Genomic DNA, 16,074 nt, shown 5'->3' with positions numbered 1-16,074 from the left:
AACAAGTCTTTGTGCTGATGCCTGCAGGCGGCGAGGCTGAGGGCATGACAACAGAACTAGCGGGCAAGCAGTTGCTGATCGTTGCGGGATCCTCGGGGATCGGCCGGCAGTTGGCGCAGGACGCCGTGGATCAGGGCGCGCAGGTGACCATCACGGGTCGCAGCGCCGACGCCGTACAGGCTGTCGCCGCAAGCATCGAGGGCACGGTCGCCACGGCGGTCGTTGACCTGAGCAACGAAGAATCGATCGCTGAACTGGCCGACGAACTCAGCAGGCGGGAGGTTGTGGTCGAGCACCTGATCTCGCTCGCCAATGCGCCGGCGAAGGCTCCGGTGGAGAAGCTGGAGCGCGAGGCGATCGTCCGCGCCTTCGACGCGAAGGTGATCGGCGCGTTGCTCCTGGTCAAGCACCTCCGGCCGACCGTCTCCGTCACGCTCTTCTCCGGGATCGTTGCCTGGCGCCCCAAAGCAGGGATGGCCGTGACGGCGACCACCAACGGCGCGGTGGCGTTCCTGGCCCAGACCCTCGCCGTCGAGCTGGCGCCGGTCCGGGTGAACGCCGTGTCGCCCGGCATCATCGACTCAGGTGCCTGGGACGGCGTCGGCAAGGACAAGCTGTTCGCCGACACCGCCGCCCGGAACCCCGCCCGCCGCATCGGCACCACCCGCGACGTCTCGACCGCCGTCCTAGCCGCGATCACCAACCCGTTCCTGACCGGCACCGTCCTCCACCTCGACGGCGGCGCCCGCCTGGTCTAAGACCGCCGTACTCGGCCCGCCCCCGCCACAACGTCCGAAAGATCGGAGGGCATGGTCGGCGTGTTTTCGGACGTTACGGGGAACCTCAGAGCGAACCCCTCCGACCCGGGATCGCGGTGCGAGCTTCACCTTGAGACTCCACCAACCATCCGGCACCCCGGCGCAGTGGTCGAACCATGCTCAAGGTCGCCCGGCCGGCTCACCTTGAGCACCCCTCAACCACATTCCGGCCGCGCGCATGGTTGACCCGTGCTCAACGTCGTACCGGCTCGTGGAGTGCCCCCCAGCTGACCGGCCTCGGCTTAACCCGCTGCGGGCGGGCGCAGGTACGTCGTACGGTCGGGTGATGGAGATTGCGCCGGCCACCCGTGCAGATGTCGATCAGTTGATCGAGTCGCTGACCGGCGCGTCCGCCGCGCAGCACCATGTGCGGGGCCGCTGGCAGACGCAGGAGAGCGGCGACGGCGTCTACCTGCTGGCCCGCCGCGCAGGTGCGCTGGTGGGGCAGACCATGCTGCTGCGGCAGTCGAAGTACGCCGAACTGCGTGCTGCCGAGGACCCGGCAGAGATCAACGGGCTGGACGCGTTCGTTCGCAACGAAGGCGTCGGTACGGCGCTCGTCCGGGCGGCCGAGGCGTTGGCGGGGGACTGGGGCCGGGCGTGGATCGGCCTCGGTGTCGGGCTGGAGAACGACGGTGCCCGGCGGCTGTACGAACGACTGGGGTACCAGCTGTGGTCCGGGGCGCGGGTTGTTGATCGGTGGACCGAGCAGGCGGCGGACGGGAGCGTCGTACGGTCACATGCCGATGAGTGTGACTACTTGCTGAAGTCGTTGTGATCCTTGCGCAGGTGCGTGGGGGTGACGTCGATGGTGGTGTCGGCGACCTTGTCGTGCGGGGCAACGCTGTACTGCTTCTCGACGTCCGGTTTGAGCATGGTGGCCTCGTCGCGGTTGCGCGGGTTGGCGAGGCGGTAGGACAACCAGATGCCGGCCGCACCGGCCAGCATGACGATGATGCCCAGAGCGCGCAGATTCAGGCTGCCCGATGTGTCCCGGACAGCGAACGCAATGATGGCGCCGATGGTGACCAGCGCGATTCCGACTCCGATTCGCATGCCTGACTCCTCTCGGAACTCCTGAGCCCCGTGACCCTCTCCGTGACATGGAGTAATGGATTTCACTCCCTGTACCCAAGGCATCACCCCCGCATGCGCAGCGCGTCCCGCACCAGATCCAGCGTCCGCTCCAACGCGTCCCACTGTGCCGAGCCCCACGTCACCATCCCCTCGCGCGCCTCAGCCTCGTCGGCCGTTGTTAGTCCGGGCTGCTCCAGTCGCCACGCTCTGGCCGAGTAGTCCGCCACATACCGCCGCAGCAGGTAGAACGCGAACAGGTCGAGGTGCAGCGGCACATCGGCCGGATAGGTCTCCAGCACGTGTGTGAGCGCATAGGTGTCGACAGGCTGTGCTGTCTGCAGCAACAGCGCCAGATCGCACTCCGGGTGAGCCAGCCGCGCACTCTCCCAGTCGAGCAGACTCAGTTGCCCGGCGTCGTCCACCAGCAGGTTGCCGTTGTGCAGGTCGGTGTGACACAGGACCTGACGCTGCGACAGCCGCCGTACGGCGGTCTGCAACCGGATGAGGCGTTCGCGCTGAGCCTCGTGCGGCAGGGCGAACTCCTCACGGGGGAGGGCGACTGTCGGCACGACTGTGTGGAGCCGGGCCAGCACCTGGCCGAGCTGGTGCAGCAGGGGCACCGTCCAGCTGTCAGGGGACCTGCCTGGAAGCAGGGGAAACAGAGCGACGATGCCGTCGGGAATGGAGACCGAAAGCTCACCGGTGCTGGTCGGCAGCGCATAGGGGACGCGAAAGCCAGCGCCATGCAGCTGGTCGACCAGGGGGAAGCGGAGGAGGGCACCGGCCGCGCTCTCCGCATCTACCCACAGCTTGACGAAGTACTCGTCGCCCAGGCGATAGCAGACCGAGCCCCAGCCGAGCGGGATGAAGGTCAGTTCGCCGGAGACGCCGTACGACGTCTTGATCGTTTTGAGCAGGGCTGACCGGTCGACCGTGGGTTCTGCGAGCATGCGGTCAGCGGAACGCGTTCTGGCCGGTCAGGGCCTGGCCGATGACCAGTTGGTGGATCTCGGAGGTGCCCTCGTAGGTGAGGACCGACTCGAGGTTGTTGGCGTGCCGCATGATCGGGTACTCGCCGCTGATGCCGTTGGCGGCCAGGATGGTGCGGCACTCGCGGGCGATGGCGATGGCCTCGCGGGTGTTGTTCAGCTTGCCGACGCTGACCTGCTCGGGTCGCAGGGTGCCCTTCTCCTTCAGCCGGCCGAGGTGGACGGCCAGCAGGATGCCCTTGTTCAGCTCGACCGCCATGTCGGCGATCTTGGCCTGCGTGATCTGGTAGCCGGACAGCGGCTTGTCGAAGACGGTCCGATCACCGGCGTACGCGATCGCCGTCTCCAGACAGTCCCGGGCCGCTCCCATCGCACCGAAGATGATGCCGAAGCGCGCCTCGTTCAGGCAGCCCAGTGGCCCGGACAATCCCAAAGCCTCAGGCAGTAGGGCGGAAGCAGGCAGACGCACATCTGATAGCACGAGCTCCGACGTGACCGAGGCGCGCAGCGACATCTTCAGCTTGATCTCCGGCGCCGAGAACCCAGGCGTCGCCGTCGGTACGACGAAACCGCGCACGCCCTCGTCGGTCCGCGCCCACACGACTGCGACGTCAGCGACCGAGCCGTTGGTGATCCACATCTTCGAACCGTTCAGCACCCAGTCGTCGCCGTCGCGCCGCGCGTTCGTCCGCATCCCACCAGGGTTCGAACCGAAGTCGGGCTCGGTCAGCCCGAAGCAGCCGATCGCCTCACCCGCGGACATCCGGGGGAGCCACTCTTCCTTCTGCGCGTCGCTGCCGTACTTCCAGATCGCGTACATCGCCAGCGACCCCTGCACCGACACCAGCGACCGCATGCCCGAGTCCGCAGCCTCGATCTCCAGACAGGCCAGCCCATAGGCCACCGGCCCCAGCCCCGCACACCCGTACCCGGTCAGATGCATCCCCAGGAACCCGAGCGAGCCCAGCTCCTTGGCCAACTCCCGGGCTGGAATCGAAGCGCTCTCGAACCACTCCGGCAGCGAAGGCCGCAACCGCTCATCCGCATACCGCCGCGCAGCCGCCCGGACATCGACCTCCTCAGAGGTCAGCAGCGAGTCGACGTCAACGAGATCCAGCGAAACGGTCATGGCCAAACGCTAGCCCTAACCAGACCACAGTGAAGGGAGGTTTATCTCACTTCCGGTACCAGGGCCACCACCAGCGCCGTTTGCGCGGATGCCGGACAGTTAGAGAGCTGTAGCGCGCAGCGCCCTTCACAATCAGATGTACGCCGTTCGGTCCGGCCGGAGCTGTCTTGTTCGAAGCGGAGCCGCCGTGCAGCTCGACATCGTCGAGGGTGACGGACCAGCCGACCGGCACGATCATCGTGATCGAGCTGTGGGTGAGGTTCGCGGTGACGGTCACCTCTCGCCAGTGAACTGTGGCATCGGTGAAGTCAAGGCGGGCCGAGGAGTGCACGAGCTCGGCGGCGACCCGCTCCGGAACCTGCCAGGCCCCCTCGCGCTTCTGCGCGCTGTGGGTGGCGCGGATCGTCACCTCGGTCGACTTGGAGGTGTCCCGGACCGGGACCAGATCGGCGGTCGCGTCGCGCAGTTCGAGCTGCGTCTTGGCGGAGTAGACCTGGGTCAGCCGCTCGTCCAGCTCCTGGAAGTCGAGGCGGCCGTCGGTGTGTGCTTCCTGGAGCACGGCGGCAGCATGTTCGCGGTCGTTGTCAGAGGCCCGTTGACCGGGCGGCGGCTGCTCCAGACTCATGCCGCCAACGGTACGCCGTACCGGAGTCGGGACGGCACCTCAATTGGCCGGGGTCGTCACATACACCGGGGTCGTCACCTTGGGTGGCCACCTGGGATGATGGCGACGTGAATCCGCGCACCGTCGTCATCCTCGGCTCGACCGGATCGGTCGGCACCCAGGCGCTCGAGCTGATCGGGCGCAACCGCGACCGGTTCCGGGTGCTGGGTCTGTCGGCCGGTGGCGACAACGTCGGGCTGCTGGCGGAGCAGGCGCTGGCGTTCGAGGTCGAGGTGGTCGCGGTGGCGAAGGCCACAGTGGCGCAGGATCTGCAGCTGGCGTTCTACGCCGAGGCCCAGCGCCAGGGATACGCGCAGGGCGAGTTCCGGATCCCGAAGATCATCACCGGTCCGGACGCGTCGAGCGAGCTTGCCGCCACCCCGTGCGACGTCGTACTGAATGGCATCACCGGCTCGGTCGGCCTGCGCCCGACGCTGGCCGCTCTCGACGCGGGGAACACCCTCGCTCTGGCCAACAAGGAGTCGCTCGTCATCGGCGGCCCGGTGGTCACCCGGCGGGTGAAGCCCGGTCAGATCGTGCCGGTCGACTCCGAGCACAGTGCGATCGCGCAGTGCCTGCGCGGTGGAGCGGCCGATGAGGTCCGCAAACTGCTGCTGACCGCGAGCGGCGGGCCGTTCCTCGGCCGGAAGCGCAGCGAGCTCGGCGAGGTCACCGTGGAGCAAGCGCTTGCCCACCCGAACTTCGCGATGGGCCCGGTCGTCACGATCAACTCCGCGACGCTGGTCAACAAGGGTCTCGAGCTGATCGAGGCGCACCTGCTCTTCGGTATCCCGATGGAGCGCGTCGAGGTCGTCGTCCACCCGCAGCAGGCGGTGCACTCGATGGTCGAGTTCCACGACGGCTCGACGATCGCGCAGGTCTCGCCGCCGACCATGACGCTGCCGATCGCGCTCGGTCTGGGCTGGCCCGACCGGATAGCGGACGCATCGCCGCCGTGGGACTGGGCCACGGCGAGCACCTGGCAGTTCCTCCCGCTGGATGACGAGGCGTTCCCGGCGGTGGGCCTGGCCCGTGAGGCCGGGACCCGCGGCGGTACCGCTCCGGCCGTCTTCAACGCGGCGAACGAGGTCTGCGTGCAGGCCTTCCGGGACGGGAAGCTGCCCTTCCTCGGCATCGTCGACACTGTCGCCCGGGTGCTGACCGATCACGACGTACCCTCGTACGAGGAGCTGTCCGTCGACGACGTCCTGGCCGCGGATGCCTGGGCACGGACCCGGGCGCGCGAGATCACCGGAGTACAGGAGACCACGAACGCATGACCGCACTGCTCACCTTCCTCGGCATCCTGGCCTTCGCCCTCGGCATCATCGCGTCGGTGGCCTTGCACGAGATGGGTCACATGCTCCCGGCCAAGGCGTTCGGGATGAAGGTGACCCAGTTCTTCGTCGGATTCGGCCGGACGGTCTGGTCGACCAAGCGCGGCGAGACCGAGTACGGCTTCAAGGCGATCCCGGCCGGTGGTTTCGTCCGGATCATCGGGATGCTGCCGCCCGCTAAGGGAGCGGACCCCGGCAAGGTGCGGAAGGCAAGCACCGGCCCGATCCAGTCGATCGCCGAGAACGCCCGCAACGCGGAGTACGAGACCATCGACCCGGCCGACAACGGGCGGCTCTTCTACCAGAAGCCGTGGTGGCAGAAGCTGATCGTGATGGCCTCCGGCCCGCTGGTCAACGTCGCGATCGCGTTCGTCCTGTTCGGCGGTCTCTTCATGCTGTACGGCGCCGGAGTCGCGCAGACGACCGTCTCCACCGTCACGGACTGCGTGATCCCGGCGAGCCAGGCCAGCGCGGAGCGCAAGTGCACCGACACCGACAAGGTGTCGCCGGCCAAGACCGCGGGCTTCCAGGTGGGCGACAAGATCCTGTCCTTCAACGGCACCCAGATCTCCAGCTGGGAGCAGCTCACCCCGCTGATCCGGGCGAACACCGACAAGCCCGCCACGATCGTTGTCGAGCGCAACGGTCAGCAGAAGACCCTGAAGACCAACACGATCGTGAACCAGGTGCCGAAGGAGGCCGGGTCCGACGAGGTCGTCTCGGTCGGCTTCCTCGGCGTATCGCCGGAGATGAAGCTCGAGCGGCAGGGGCCGGCGTACGTGGTCGACCGGATGGGCGAGCTGACCGTCGCCACCGTCAAGGCGATCGGGAACTTCCCGGAGAAGCTGGTCGGTGTCGCGAAGTCCATCGTCGGCGGTGAGCGTGACAAGAACGGCCCGATGAGTGTGGTCGGCGCCAGCCGGGTGGCTGGTGAGGTCGCGGCGAACCAGTCCTGGACCGTCGGTGAGCGGCTCGCCTTCGGCGTCTCGCTGCTCGCCTCGCTGAACCTGTTCCTTGCTCTGTTCAACTTCATCCCGCTGCTGCCGCTCGACGGCGGCCACATGATCGGCGCGATCTGGGAAGGCGTCCGGCGCGGCTTCGCCAGGCTGTTCGGCCGCCCTGACCCCGGGTACGTCGACGTCGCCAAACTGCTCCCGATCGCGTACGTGATGGCGAGCGTGATCACGGTGATGGGTGTGCTGCTCGTCATCGCCGACATCGTGAACCCGATCCGTCTGTTCAACGGCTGACCCTCTCACCCACGAGTAAGGAATCATGAGCATCTCCCTGGGCATGCCCGCGCTGCCGCCGCCCGTCCTGGCCCCGCGCCGTAAGACCCGCCAGATCAAGGTGGGCAAGGTGCTGGTCGGTGGCGACGCGCCGGTCTCGGTGCAGTCGATGACCACGACGCTGACCTCCGACGTCAACACCACGCTGCAGCAGATCGCCGAGCTGACCGCGGCCGGCTGCGACATCGTCCGGGTCGCCTGCCCGTCGCAGGACGATGCCGACGCGCTGGCCGAGATCGCGCAGCACTCGCAGCTCCCGGTGATCGCCGACATCCACTTCCAGCCGAAGTACGTGTTCGCCGCGATCGAGGCCGGCTGTGCGGCGGTCCGGGTGAACCCGGGCAACATCCGCAAGTTCGACGACCAGGTCAAGGAGATCGCGGCCGCCGCCAAGGACCACGGCACCTCGATCCGGATCGGCGTCAACGCCGGTTCGCTCGACCCGCGGCTGCTGAAGAAGTACGGCAAGGCCACGCCCGAGGCGCTGGTCGAGTCCGCGGTCTGGGAGGCGTCGCTGTTCGAGGAGCACGGCTTCCACGACTTCAAGATCTCCGTGAAGCACAACGACCCGGTGATCATGGTCCGCGCCTACGAGCTGCTCTCCGAGCGCGGCGACTGGCCCCTGCACCTCGGCGTCACCGAGGCCGGCCCCGCCTTCCAGGGCACGATCAAGTCCGCCACCGCGTTCGGCGCCCTGCTCTCCAAGGGCATCGGCGACACCATCCGCGTCTCGCTCTCGGCCCCGCCGGTCGAAGAGGTCAAGGTCGGCCTGCAGATCCTGCAGTCGCTGAACCTGCGCGAGCGCAAGCTCGAGATCGTCTCCTGCCCCTCCTGCGGCCGCGCCCAGGTCGACGTCTACACCCTCGCCGAGCAGGTCACCGCCGGCCTCGAAGGCATGGAGGTCCCGCTCCGCGTCGCCGTCATGGGCTGCGTCGTGAACGGCCCCGGCGAAGCCCGCGAAGCCGACCTCGGCGTCGCCTCCGGCAACGGCAAGGGCCAGATCTTCGTCAAGGGCGAGGTCATCAAGACCGTCCCCGAGTCCAAGATCGTCGAGACCCTGATCGAAGAAGCCCTCCGCATCGCCGAAGAAATGGGCGACACCGCCACCGGCGAACCCTCCGTCACGGTCGGCTGAACGTGGGGGACGAGCCAACGCACCTGGATGACATCCGCACGGGCGATGGAAGGCCGTGGAGTCGCGAGCGTGCCGAGGAGCTCATTGCGACATTGAACGAGGTCGAGATGGAGTTCGGCCCGTCGGAGCATGGATGGCGGTACGGCGGCGGCCGGGACCTCGACAGGCTCATCGAGAAGGCCCGGGAGTCGACCTCCGATAGCCTCGCGCCGTGACCAATTACCTTGTGGTGTCCGCGATCCCTGGTGAGGCTCGGTATGTGCCGGAGGGGCTGCCGGTGCTGATCACGGGGGTCGGGAAGACGCAGGCTGCGGTGGCGGTGGCGCGGGCGTTGGCGGCTCGAGATGTTTCGGAGCTGGTGGTGCTGAATGTTGGTACGACGGGGGCGCTGCGGGACGGGTTGTCGGGGATCTATCTGCCGAGCGTGGTGATCAATCACGATCTGAACGCGGAGGCGATCCGGGCGATCGGGCTGGATCCGCAGGAGGAGTTGCCGATCGACGGGGGTGACGGGACGGTGCTGGCGTCGGGCGACGTGTTCGTGGCCGACCCCGTCGTACGGGACCGGCTCGCGGAGCGGGCGCAGTTGGTGGACATGGAGGCGTACGGCGTCGTCTACGCCTGCCGCGAGTTCGGCGTACCGGTGAAGGTCGTCAAGCACGTGTCGGACTCGGCCGACGACTCCGCCTACGACTGGCCGGCCATGGTCGACGCCAGCGCCAAGGTGCTGGGCGAGTGGCTGACGCAGTACGTCCGGCAGGTATGACGCGTCCGCTGCCGGGACGAACTGGACGAGGTGTACTGCCACGCCTGAGCACCCGGCCTCCTGAGAGGAGACCGGGTGCTCGAGGTCACTGCCCCTGCAGGAACAGGAACTGGCGAGCGAGCTGACGAACCTCGGCCCAGCGTTCGTCGGTGTGCAGGGCCGGGCCGCGCCAGAGCTTTTCGTTGCCGGGGCCGGACATCTGCTCGAGGTGCTGGTCGATCGTGGTCAGGAGGTCCAGCTCGGCCTGGGTGAGGCCGAGCTGAACTCCCAGTTGGGGTGCGTCCTCGAGGTCGAGCGCGAGCTCGTCCGCGAGGTCACCCACTCCGATCCCCGCGAGATAGGCCTCCTGATCTGCTGCGGGCAGCGCCAGCCGGGCCACCGCCCGCAGCAAGGCGATCAGTTGTCGCGAGTTGCCGGTCATCGTGATCCTTAGATGTTCTCGAGGTTGTGGCCGATGCGCTCGGTGCCCTTGCCGCTGGAAACCTTCCAGTACGGGTTGGGTCCATGATGCCCGCCGCCGGGATGCCACTGGAGGTTGCGTCCGGTCAGGTTGCCGGCGTCGTTGACCTCCTGGGCCTTGAAGCCGCGGCCGCGCGCGCTGCCCCGCCCGAGTGTTCCGGTCCGGAAGTTTCCGGACTTCTCCACGACCGACTTGATCTTGCCCGGATCCTTGTCGAGGATCCGGCTCGGCTTGTCGAAGATCCGCTCGAGCTTCCGGTTCGCGCTGGCCTTCTGCACGGCCTGCCCGACACCCTTCACGACCGAGGTGAGCCGTTTCGCCGCCGACGCGACCCGGCTGGCCATCATCACCCCACGGACGGCCAGCATCGCCGCTCCGGCGATCCCTCCGGTGACCGCTGTCAGGGCGACCGTGATGGCGATCTCGGCGACGACCTGCAGGATCATCTTGCGGTTCTCGTAGACCCACTTGGCCGCCTTCACCGCGGCGGCCTTGACCCCGTGGGCCACCGCGACCGCTGTTTTGACCACCGCCTTGGCGGCCTTCTTGATCGACCCGATCGGATCCTTGCGGATCTCGTTGACCTTCTTGGCGACCTTGACCGCGACCTTGATCGCCGTCTTGACCACGGTCTTGACGGTCTTCTCGATCTTCTTGATGACTTCGACGGGGTGGGTGACGACGTACTTGATCGCTTCGAAGGTCTGGGTCGCGGTGTCCTTGACCCAGTTGACCACGGTCGAGGCGACGTTGATGGTCTCCTTGACTGTCTCGACCACTCGGTTCGTGACGGTGGTCGCGACGGTCTTGATGCTCTCGACGATGCTGCTGAACCAGGACATGCCGTCCGGGTCGCTGAACGTGATCGGGTTGTTGTTCCCGTAGACATAGGCGTTCAGCGACTGCGGATCGGTGTTGTCGAGTTGTGGGTCGACGGAGATGAACTTGCCGATCGTCGGGTCGTACTCCCGGGCACCGAGATGCACGAGTCCGGTCGTCGGGTCGTTCGTGCCGCCGACGAAGCCACGCTGTCCCGGCCAGGCTGTCGGCGTCGTACCGCGCTGGTTGCCGTACGGGTCCTCGCGGCGTCGCTGGACGGTCTGGGTGGCGTTGTCGGCGATCGCGGTGGTCGATGTGCCGTGGTGGTCGGCGCCGAGCCAGTACAGCTGGCCCTTGGTCCGCACCGCCACCGTCTTGCCGCCGAACTCGTAGTGCCTGGTCCCCTCGGCCTCGGCCGCACCGGGCTTGAGCAGGAGTTCGGTGTCGCCGAGGTAGAGCGTCGTACCGGTGTTGTCGCGCCGGATCAGCCGTTCACCGTTGGCGTCGTACAGGAACGACGTGTCCTGGCCGTTCTTGGTGACCTTCTCCAGGTCGTCCTCGAAGTTCCAGGTGTACGTCTCGCCGACCCCGCCGACAGATCGCGCCGTCCGGTCGCCGGCCTCGTTGTAGGTGTAGGTGTCGGTGCGGCCGCCGGCCGGCATACCGGTGCCGGTGGTGACGACGCTCTGCACCGCGTGCGGCCGCGCCTGTCCGGCGGCCGGGTAGTTGTACGTCGCGGTCGTCGAACCGCTGGCCGAGGTCCTCGTCTCGGTCTTGCGGTTGCCGATCTTGTCGAAGGTCCAGCTGTGCCAGTACGGCGCGGGCCCGCCGAGGTTCGCGGCTGCCGGAGCCGTGCTGCAGTCGCCCGGCGCGTTGTCCGCTCCCGGCTTCGGAGTCCACGCCGCGGTCATCCGGCGCAGGTAGTCGTAGTCGAAGCACTGCGTGTCGGTCTGCTCGCCGGTGAGCGAGGAGGGCCGGTCGTTGACCTGCTTGATGTTTCCCGAGTCGTCGTACCCGTAGTCGACCTCGGAGACCAGGCTCGGTGACAGTTCGCGTTCGGTGGTGACCTTGGAGAGCCGGCGGGTGCCTTCCTCGTAGCTGTAACCGATCGAGACCCATTTGCCGTTGGTCGAGCCCATCGTGATCGACTCGGCCTCACCGAACGCCGTGTACGACGTTCCACGCACGTACGACGTGTTCCCGGACGCCAGCGTGGTGGGCTGGTCCTTGCCGTTGTAGCCGTAGGTGAGTGTCTCGCCCGGCAGCCCGCCGACAGCCGGCAGGGTTTCGGTGTCGAGCTGGCCGTCGTCGCGATAGGTGCTGGTGAACTGGTAGGTGCCGGCGAGCTTTCCTTCGTTGGCCGGGATCACGTACTCGTTGCCGGTGGCTCGGCCGCGGACGTCGTAGCCGGTGACCCGGTTGATGTAGGGGTTGCCGTCCTTGTCGTAGCGGGTGGAGGAGGTCGGCATCCCGGCCAGCAGGGTGTCGAAGACGAACTCGGCACGCTTCGGTCCGGTGGCCGAACCCTCGCGGACGGCGGTCGTCCGGCCGAGGACGTCGTACTCGAAGGCCAACGTCTGCCCACGGCTGTCGGTCTGGGTGCTGACCTTGTCGAGGTCGTCGTAGGCGAACGTGGTGGTGCCCTTGTCCGGGTCGACCTCCTTGGTCTTGCGGCCGCGAACGTCGTACTCGTAGGTCCACTGGTTGCCGGCCGGGTCGGTCACCGCGGCCAGCTGGCCACGCTGGGTGTACCCGTACGTCGTCTTGTCGTAGGTGCCCGACGCCGAGTCGCCCGTGTACTGGCGCATCTCGAGCAGCCGGCCCTGTACGTCGGTGATCCTGGTGATCGGGGTTTCGCCGGTGGGTGGGTCGACGGTTTCGCTGTCACCGGAGTAGGTGTGCTTGGTTTCCCACAGCACCCGGTTGAAGGATTTCACCTGCTCGGTGGTCGGACGGCCGGCCAGGTCGTACAAGGTGACCTTCTGGGTCGGCAGTTCCTCCTCCACCGGAGTGACGAGCTTCTCGGTCACCGGGGAGTCCTGGTAGTACGGCCCGTTCTGCTTCACTTCGAGGCCGCGGCTGTCGTACTTCACATCGCTGACGACGCTCCCGCCGGTCCGTAGCGATTCCTTGGACTGGCGCGGCCGCATCAGGCCGTCGTAGATCTCCACTGCCGCGTCGGTGGTCCCGTCGGTCTGCAGTGAAGTGGTCGTCACCGTCAACGGCGAGTTGTCGAAGATGCCGTAGGTGTAGGAGACGTCCGGTACGGCGGCGTTGTCGGCAGCGGCCGCCAGACCGGCCTCGTTCGCGCCCGCGGTGGCGAACTTGGCCGTCACGGCGCCGGTGCGGCCGGGGTACCAGACCTTGGTGGTCCGGCCGAGCGGGTCGTAGATCGCCTCGGTCCGCTTGCCGGACTCGTCCGTGGTGGCGACTTGCTGGCCCCAGGCCGGTTCGAGTTCGACGATGGTCGTGTGGCCGTTGGGCTTGATCGACTCGACCTTGGTGACCGGACCCGGACCGGCCGGGGTGTAGACGACCTTGCTGGTCTCGTTCTTCGGGTTGCTCATCTCGGTCGCGCGACCGAGCGTGTCGTACTTCGTCACGCCGGCCACCTGGTACTGCGGGGTGCCGTCGGCCGCGAAGCCGGACAGTCGCTCCGTCTTGGTCGCGTTGGCCTTCGTCGGCGCCGCATCCAGTGACGTCGCGTCGTCGTAGTAGGTGCGGTTGTCCTCGATCACCTGCTCCTTGGTGTACGGCTTGCCACAGGCAACCGCCACCGTGAGCTCCCGCTTCGGGACTTCGCTGATCCCGGCGGCCGGGTTCGAGGTGTACTCGAAGGACGTGCAGCTGTCGTCGGCCGCCGTACTCAGGTCGTTGAGGTCCGTCTTGCTCTTCAGTACGCCGTCATCGTCGTAGGTGTTGAAGGCCTGACTCTTGCGTTCACCGCCACCGGCCAGTTGCTCGGTCTGCCGGTTGCCGCCCTGCTCGACCTGGAACGAACTGACTGTCGCCCAGGACCGCACCCGGGTCGACGTCGCTCCGGACACCCACTGGTCGTTGATCGTGCGCTGGACTTCTTCGGTGCCGTTGAAGGTGCGGGTCTCGAGCGGCTGGCCGGACAGGGGTGCCTGGTCCTCGACCAGGGCGCCGGTGGAGTCCTGCACCTTCACGTCCTTGAAGGTGCCAGGGGTGCCGGTCTTGTCGCCGTCCATGCCGCGGAAGAAGCGGTTCTCGGTCACGGTCTGCGGACCGCCGACGTTGCCCTTGCGGACGATGGTGCGGTCGTAGCCGCGCCATTGCGACCAGGTCTTCTGGCCGATCTCGACCAATCCGTCCTCGTCGTCGTGCCGCCACGCCGGGGCACCGGGGTACTCGACTGTCGTCACGGTCGGCTCGTTGCCGGAGATTCGGTCGGTCTCGGTGACAGATTTGACGACGTACTTGTGGAACCAGTCCTGCCGCTCGGTCGTGGAGCCTGGAGGTGTCCATTTCATCGGGTGGCAGCGGCGGCCGTTGGTGTCAGCGGCCGGTACATCGCCCGGTTTGCAGTCGGTGGGGTAGTAGCCGATGGCAAGTTCGCCGCCGGTGCCGTAGGAGACGCGGTTGACGCGCCACCAGTTCATTTCGGGCAGGTTGTCGCCGACCTTGTCGACCCGGTTGGCCAGCTGGATGCCGTCGAGGTTGACCTCGGGGATGGCGATGCCGCCGGCGTTGCCGACGTGGCCGGCGTACGTGATGGCTTCGAGCCAGAGACCGGGCTTGGTGCCGTCGCCGTTCTCGGGGAAGCTGTGCCGCAGGTTCCAGGTGCTGACCAGGTCGAAGCTCGTGCCGCGGTAGATGTAGGTGCTGACCTTCGACAGCTTCTTCGTGGTGAAGAACGTCGCATTGTGCTTGTTCTCGCACTTGTCGGGCTTGGTGTTGTTCGGACCCATGCACCGCTGGTCGAGAGGCGTGTCCGGGTAGTCGTCGGCCCCGGTGCAGGCGCTCCCGTCCCGGCAGCGCTCGGTGGTGCTGAACTCGACCTTGCCGACGGCCGGAGTGCTGAAGGTGGTGCCGTCGCGCTGACCGTACTCGATGGTGCGGATGTTGCCGCCGCGGATGTACGGCGCCACGTCGGTCGCGGTCTGGTTCTTGCCGTAGTAGTTGGTCTCGGTGTCGTAGAACAGGCTCATGGTGTTGCCTTGCCTGTCGACGACGTAGTCGAGGTTCCACTTGTAGATCTGCTGGCAGGACGAGGCGGCGAAGTTGCCGGCGGTGAAGCACTGCTCGCCGGAGTGGTTGCCGAACACCGGCACCGTCCAGCCGGAGTTTGTCCGCTGAGTGGTGGCCCCAGGCAACTTGTTCAGCCCGAAGTAGTACTTCGTGCCGTCCTTGGTGGTGAGGCGCCAGTGCTCGCCCTTCTCGAGGTCGGTGCGGCCGTCGTCGCCGTTGTCGGCGCCGGACAGCTTCTCGATCACGGAGCCGTCGTCGGCGCGCGGATGCCAGGTCTTCGTGACGTCGTCACGGACGAGCTCGCCACCTTTACCGTTCAGTGTGAACGTGGCGTTCTCGCCGGCCCAGCACATGTCGCCGGTGATCTTGGTGCCGTTGTTCCCGGTGCTCTCGGTCTTCGACGCACAGGAGGCGAACCGCTGCTCGATCGAACCACCAGGCTGCAGATCGAACCCTTGGCCACCCCACGACGGCTGATTGTTGGTCGAGGCCGTCCGGCCGTCGACGCCGCCGGAGCTGTAGTCGAGGCTGATCTTGGGGGTCGGGCCGCCGTTGCTCGGCGGGACCGTCATCGGGTACTGCCAGCCGAAGTCGCCGGAGGAGCCGCCGACCTGCCAGGTCGCGGTCGGGGCGAGCTGCGAGGCGCCGAAGTTGCCGGTGCCGCCGGACGGACCGGCGGTGACTGTGAACGTCGATGTCCGCGCGGCGACGGGGACGTCGGCGGTGAGGTTGCCGTTGCCGTTGTTCTGCACAGCGATGGGCTTGCCCGTGGACCGGTCGATCACGCGCAGGCGCTGGGCCCAGTCGCCACCGAAGGCGTCCCGGAAGTCCTCGTAGCGCAACTGGAGCGAAACCTTGCCGCTCTTGGCGACGCCGTCGGTGCGGTTGACCTTCAGTTCCAGGCTGTCGGTACCGCGGCGGGCAAGGCCGATGTGTACCTTGCCCGGCGTGCTCTCGGCGACAGTGGTGGCGGCGGACGCGGAGTTCGCCGCCGGCGTGCCGACCCAGATCGGAAGCTTGCCGGCCTGGACCTTGGGGCCGGTGGCCAGGCCGCCCGCCAGTTGGGTCTGCCAGCCGGCCTTCGGCACCGGAACGGACACGTCGGCGGCGCCGTCGGCCGGCCAGCTCACCTTCGCTGTGCGTGGCTTCGCCGCCGCGGCCTCGGCAGGGTCGGCGGCCTTGGGGACCGGAGTGAACGGCTTGGTGGGGACGGACTTCTGTTTCGTCGGTTTCCACGCAGGGTCGTCGCGGACCGGGGCCGCTTGGGCAGCTGGCCCCCAGACGGTCGCGAGCAGCGCAAGGGCGGTGGCGGTCGAGATCGTGATCCGGGTGGTCTTCGAACTCGGGCGGGGGAGGCGCATGCGTGCGTCCTCTCGGCG

General features: G+C 67.5%; 13 protein-coding genes. 7 read left to right on the top strand and 6 right to left on the bottom strand.

Translation table 11 applies throughout. The features are described from left to right. Positions 1-44 precede the first annotated feature (44 nt). Together E1261_RS08575 and E1261_RS08570 are read left to right on the top strand one after the other, a co-directional pair. The gene (locus E1261_RS08575) at positions 45-758 is read left to right on the top strand and encodes an SDR family oxidoreductase (RefSeq protein WP_132404549.1); all 714 of its coding nucleotides are present in this window, start codon (positions 45-47) and stop codon (positions 756-758) included. A 346-nt stretch (positions 759-1,104) separates the two neighbouring features. After that, positions 1,105-1,596 (top strand): GNAT family N-acetyltransferase, encoded by a 492-nt coding sequence (locus E1261_RS08570; protein ID WP_165952427.1) that lies wholly within the window; start codon positions 1,105-1,107, stop codon positions 1,594-1,596. Here E1261_RS08570 and E1261_RS08565 read toward each other — a convergent pair. From E1261_RS08565 to E1261_RS08550, 4 genes are all read right to left on the bottom strand, one after another. Continuing rightward, a complete protein-coding gene (locus tag E1261_RS08565; protein WP_202874484.1) occupies positions 1,575-1,874 on the bottom strand; it encodes a DUF6458 family protein in 300 nt (99 codons plus the stop codon). The two genes, E1261_RS08570 and E1261_RS08565, sit on opposite strands and share 22 nt — an antisense overlap. 83 nt (positions 1,875-1,957) lie before the next feature. Beyond that, entirely contained in the window at positions 1,958-2,845 is an 888-nt protein-coding gene (locus E1261_RS08560) for a phosphotransferase enzyme family protein (RefSeq protein ID WP_132404545.1), read from the bottom strand. A 4-nt stretch (positions 2,846-2,849) separates the two neighbouring features. After that, a complete protein-coding gene (locus E1261_RS08555; RefSeq protein WP_132404543.1) occupies positions 2,850-4,013 on the bottom strand; it encodes an acyl-CoA dehydrogenase family protein in 1,164 nt (387 codons plus the stop codon). Between the two features lie 46 nt (positions 4,014-4,059). Further along, complete coding sequence (locus E1261_RS08550; RefSeq protein WP_132404541.1) at positions 4,060-4,638, bottom strand: DUF1707 SHOCT-like domain-containing protein; 579 nt, start codon at positions 4,636-4,638, stop codon at positions 4,060-4,062. A 107-nt stretch (positions 4,639-4,745) separates the two neighbouring features. Here E1261_RS08550 and dxr point away from each other — a divergent pair, with 107 nt between their 5' ends. Genes dxr through E1261_RS08525 form a run of 5 tightly spaced genes read left to right on the top strand, consistent with a single transcriptional unit; the run spans position 4,746 to position 9,204 of the window. Then, positions 4,746-5,957, top strand: coding sequence for a 1-deoxy-D-xylulose-5-phosphate reductoisomerase (gene dxr / locus E1261_RS08545; RefSeq protein WP_132404539.1), 1,212 nt, complete (start codon positions 4,746-4,748; stop codon positions 5,955-5,957). After that, complete coding sequence (locus tag E1261_RS08540) at positions 5,954-7,264, top strand: M50 family metallopeptidase (RefSeq protein ID WP_132404537.1); 1,311 nt, start codon at positions 5,954-5,956, stop codon at positions 7,262-7,264. Before dxr ends, E1261_RS08540 begins: the two co-directional genes overlap by 4 nt. A 25-nt stretch (positions 7,265-7,289) precedes the next feature. Further along, complete coding sequence (ispG, locus tag E1261_RS08535) at positions 7,290-8,438, top strand: flavodoxin-dependent (E)-4-hydroxy-3-methylbut-2-enyl-diphosphate synthase (protein ID WP_132404535.1); 1,149 nt, start codon at positions 7,290-7,292, stop codon at positions 8,436-8,438. Positions 8,439-8,440: 2 nt separating this feature from the next. After that, the gene (locus tag E1261_RS08530; protein WP_132404533.1) at positions 8,441-8,653 is read left to right on the top strand and encodes a hypothetical protein; all 213 of its coding nucleotides are present in this window, start codon (positions 8,441-8,443) and stop codon (positions 8,651-8,653) included. Further along, on the top strand, positions 8,650-9,204 hold the full coding sequence (locus E1261_RS08525; protein ID WP_132404531.1) for a nucleosidase: 555 nt from the start codon (positions 8,650-8,652) through the stop codon (positions 9,202-9,204). The genes E1261_RS08530 and E1261_RS08525 overlap by 4 nt, the downstream gene beginning before the upstream one ends. An 85-nt stretch (positions 9,205-9,289) precedes the next feature. On the opposite strand, the gene E1261_RS08520 is transcribed toward E1261_RS08525, so the two are convergent. Continuing rightward, complete coding sequence (locus E1261_RS08520; RefSeq protein ID WP_132404529.1) at positions 9,290-9,625, bottom strand: hypothetical protein; 336 nt, start codon at positions 9,623-9,625, stop codon at positions 9,290-9,292. 8 nt (positions 9,626-9,633) lie between these two features. Continuing rightward, positions 9,634-16,056, bottom strand: coding sequence for an RHS repeat domain-containing protein (locus E1261_RS08515; RefSeq protein WP_132404527.1), 6,423 nt, complete (start codon positions 16,054-16,056; stop codon positions 9,634-9,636). Positions 16,057-16,074 lie beyond the last annotated feature (18 nt).

The organism is Kribbella albertanoniae, from assembly GCF_004348455.1.
Classification (GTDB): domain Bacteria; phylum Actinomycetota; class Actinomycetes; order Propionibacteriales; family Kribbellaceae; genus Kribbella; species Kribbella albertanoniae.
This window is presented reverse-complemented; position numbering and strand designations above follow the sequence as displayed.

Bases quoted from the DNA above. Each gene is read 5' to 3' on its own strand.
- ispG (WP_132404535.1), top strand. From the start codon at position 7,290: ATGAGCATCTCCCTGGGCATGCCCGCGCTGCCGCCGCCCGTCCTGGCC.
- E1261_RS08540 (WP_132404537.1), top strand. From the start codon at position 5,954: ATGACCGCACTGCTCACCTTCCTCGGCATCCTGGCCTTCGCCCTCGGC.
- E1261_RS08570 (WP_165952427.1), top strand. From the start codon at position 1,105: ATGGAGATTGCGCCGGCCACCCGTGCAGATGTCGATCAGTTGATCGAG.
- E1261_RS08565 (WP_202874484.1), bottom strand. From the start codon at position 1,874: ATGCGAATCGGAGTCGGAATCGCGCTGGTCACCATCGGCGCCATCATT.
- E1261_RS08555 (WP_132404543.1), bottom strand. From the start codon at position 4,013: ATGACCGTTTCGCTGGATCTCGTTGACGTCGACTCGCTGCTGACCTCT.
- E1261_RS08575 (WP_132404549.1), top strand. From the start codon at position 45: ATGACAACAGAACTAGCGGGCAAGCAGTTGCTGATCGTTGCGGGATCC.
- E1261_RS08560 (WP_132404545.1), bottom strand. From the start codon at position 2,845: ATGCTCGCAGAACCCACGGTCGACCGGTCAGCCCTGCTCAAAACGATC.
- E1261_RS08520 (WP_132404529.1), bottom strand. From the start codon at position 9,625: ATGACCGGCAACTCGCGACAACTGATCGCCTTGCTGCGGGCGGTGGCC.
- E1261_RS08550 (WP_132404541.1), bottom strand. From the start codon at position 4,638: ATGAGTCTGGAGCAGCCGCCGCCCGGTCAACGGGCCTCTGACAACGAC.
- E1261_RS08515 (WP_132404527.1), bottom strand. From the start codon at position 16,056: ATGCGCCTCCCCCGCCCGAGTTCGAAGACCACCCGGATCACGATCTCG.